Origin of the sequence: Mesorhizobium sp. M4A.F.Ca.ET.050.02.1.1, assembly GCF_003997725.1 — a bacterium.
Classification (GTDB): Bacteria; Pseudomonadota; Alphaproteobacteria; order Rhizobiales; family Rhizobiaceae; genus Mesorhizobium.
Map to the genome: position 1 here is coordinate 1 of NZ_RZSG01000747.1, position 2924 is coordinate 2924.

Annotated in this window: 3 protein-coding genes and 1 pseudogene; 1 reads left to right on the top strand and 3 read right to left on the bottom strand. The window is 60.9% G+C overall.

Features of this window, described 5'->3' with window-relative positions:
* Together EOA33_RS30440 and EOA33_RS30445 are read right to left on the bottom strand one after the other, a co-directional pair.
* Positions 1-824 (bottom strand): FAD binding domain-containing protein (locus EOA33_RS30440; protein ID WP_127407330.1); only part of this gene is annotated, 824 nt, incomplete at its 3' end.
* A gap of 3 nt (positions 825-827) precedes the next feature.
* Positions 828-1359, bottom strand: a pseudogene (locus tag EOA33_RS30445) ((2Fe-2S)-binding protein).
* Between the two features lie 215 nt (positions 1360-1574).
* Here EOA33_RS30445 and EOA33_RS30450 point away from each other — a divergent pair.
* Positions 1575-2468 (top strand): LysR family transcriptional regulator, encoded by an 894-nt coding sequence (locus tag EOA33_RS30450; RefSeq protein ID WP_127407331.1) that lies wholly within the window; start codon positions 1575-1577, stop codon positions 2466-2468.
* A gap of 22 nt (positions 2469-2490) precedes the next feature.
* Here EOA33_RS30450 and EOA33_RS30455 read toward each other — a convergent pair.
* Positions 2491-2924, bottom strand: a 434-nt coding sequence (locus EOA33_RS30455) for an MFS transporter (protein WP_127407332.1), incomplete at its 5' end; no start/stop codon positions are given.

Consider the following 2924-nt stretch of genomic DNA (forward strand, 5'->3'; position numbering starts at 1 on the left):
CGCCAGAGCTTGGTCCCAACCCCACCGAGAGCCACCCTGGCTTGCATTATGCGATTGTTATCAAGCTGGAGAGCTACGGCAGCCGAAACGACAGCGAACTCAAACGAAGCGCGGTCGCGGACCTTCTGGTAATGAGAGCGCAGGCCCGCTGCATTTGCCGGAACGGTGATCGCGGTGATCACCTCGCCCGGCTCAAGCACTGCTTCGAGATGGGGAGTGTCGCCGGGGAGACGATGGAGATCAGCGACGGCTACAGCCCGTTGCCCGTCAACGCCGCGAACTTCAACGACTGCATCGAGCGCCACGAGTGCTACCGCAAGATCCGAGGCGTGGACGGCGATGCAGTTGTCGCTCGTGCCTAGTACGGCGTGCCAGCGATTCTCGGCGCCGATTGCTGCGCAGCCGGAGCCTGGCGTGCGCTTGTTGCAAGCCTCATATCCTACGTCTCGGAAGTAGGGACAGCGAGTTCGCTGCAGGAGATTGCCGCCCATTGTCGCTTGATTGCGCACCTGCGGGCTGGCCGAGTTTAGCAACGCAGCCGAAATAAGGGGATACTGCTTGACCACGATGGGGTGCGCCGCCACGTCCGCCATTGTGGCCGCCGCTCCAAGCCTCAGCCCTTGCGGTCCAGCGTCGATGCCGTCATCGAGAAGGCCAGCCAGACTGACGAGCTGTTCGGGCTGGCGGACATGTTCCTGTAATAGCTGCACCATGTCGGTGCCGCCGGCGATGTACTCGGTTGGCGAGTCCGTGCGGCCGGCCTGGGCACGCAAAGCGAGCGCAGCAGGAATATCGCGCGGACGCTGCAGGATGAATGGATGCATGGCTCAGCCTCCCTGCACCGATCCGGACGCAGCAGCCGCATCCTGGATGGCTGCAACGATGTGGTCGTAGGCGCCACAACGACATAGATTGCCGCTCATCCATTCGCGAATTTCCTGCGGCGAGCCTGCGTGGCGCTCGCTGATGCACCCAACGCCGGACATGATTTGCCCAGGCGTGCAATAACCGCACTGGAAGGCGTCGCGCTCGATGAAGGCGGCCTGCACCGGGTGGAGTTCTTCCCCCTGAGCTAGCCCTTCGATGGTGGTGATTTCTCGCCCTTGCCAAAGCCGCGAGGGACAGGCAGGATTTGACGCGCTTGCCATCCATCAGCACCGTGCAGGCGCCGCACTGGCCGAGCCCACAACCTTTTTTGGAGCCGGTGAGATGCAGGTGCTCGCGGAGTGCATCCAGCAGCGTGGTCCGCGGATCGAGTGGAAGCCGATGCTCGTTGCCGTTGACTCGAAGCACGGTGTCAATTGTGCTTGGTTCATTCGGGGCAGGTGCTGCAGTGGCCGATGAGGTCAATCCGACCATGAGTGGCCCTCCTACAAGCGCGCCCGTGCTCGCAGCAGCGACCGCCAGCACCTCTCGTCTTGTAAACTCGTCGCTGGTCATTGTCGCGCCTCCGAATTTGCCGATCTGATACGCATCTCATTGCTGAGATCCCCGCGCCCTAATGGTTATGTAGAGGCTGGCTGCGTAGCGATTAGCCGCTATAATCCGCAAAGACCTATAGGCTGGACAAATAAATGCAGCGCGGAAGCTTGGATGACCTGCGGGCACTCGTGGCGGTGGCAAACGAGCGAAGTTTCACGAGAGCAGCTGCGAAGCTTGGCATCTCACAACCGACGCTGAGCCAGATCGTCCGTCAACTTGAGATACGCCTTGGTATTCGTCTTCTGTCTCGAACAACCCGGAGCGTCTCATTGACCGAAGCCGGCGAACGGCTGGTCGGTACGGTCGCGGTACGCATTGAAGAAATCGATGCCGAGTTGGCCGCGGTGAGTGAATTTGGGGAAAAACCCGCGGGCACAATTAGGATCACTGCCACAGAATACGCGACGGATGCGATCCTATTGCCCAAGCTAACCAAGCTCCTCCGTGACTATCCGGACATTAAGGTGGAGATCGTTATCGACTACGGGCTCACGGACATCGTTGCCCAAGGCCTCGACGCCGGCGTGCGCAGTGGCGAGCAGGTCGCAAGTGGTATGATAGCTGTTCGAATTGCACCGGATATGCGTATGGCGGTGGTCGGGTCGCCATCCTATTTCAAGGCTCGACCGGCCCCCGAGAAACCACAGGACTTGATCGACCACAACTGCATCGCCTTGCGGCTACCAACGCATGGTGGCTTGTACGCTTGGGAATTCGAGAACGACGGACGCGAACTTAAAGTTCGTGTTGAAGGCCAACTGATTTTCAACACCACAGCGCAGATCTTGCACGCGGCGCTGGCCGGCATGGGGCTTGCATATGTCCCGGAAGGGATGGCAGGACCGTATCTCTCCCGAGGACGCCTCAAACGTGTCCTTGAGGACTGGTGCCTCCCCTACCCCGGCTATCACCTTTGGTATCCAAGCCGACGCCAGTCCTCGGCGGCTTTTGCACTCGTCCTCGACGCTTTGCGCCACAGGAGCTAAGCACCCACCCTATGGGGAGACATCACGGCGACCATATCGGCGAGATGGAATATCTACGGTGGAGCGATAGCGCGATGGCTGAAGCAGGAAGCACCGCTGCAGCTGCCGCCAGGAACACAAAGTCTAAGCCAGAGGACGCGGCGATCAAACCAAGTGCTGGACTGCCAAGACCGAGCGCCAGATCGGGGAAGATTGTGTAGAGCCCCATGGCAAGGCCGCGGCTGCCTCCGGGAAGGTGCCTGACAGCCTCGGTCCCGAGACCGGGATAAACCAGCGAGTATCCGAAACCTGTCAGAGCTGCTCCGGTCGCCCCGAGAAAGGGCCCGGGCGCAAGCCAGATCAGCAAGAGACCTGCCGCCTCGACGGTCACGAAGATCGCGGCAACGCGGGCGCCTCCGAGCCTGTCCGGCAGGTGGCCGAAGCACAGTCTGGCAGCGATCAACGATGCCGCATAGG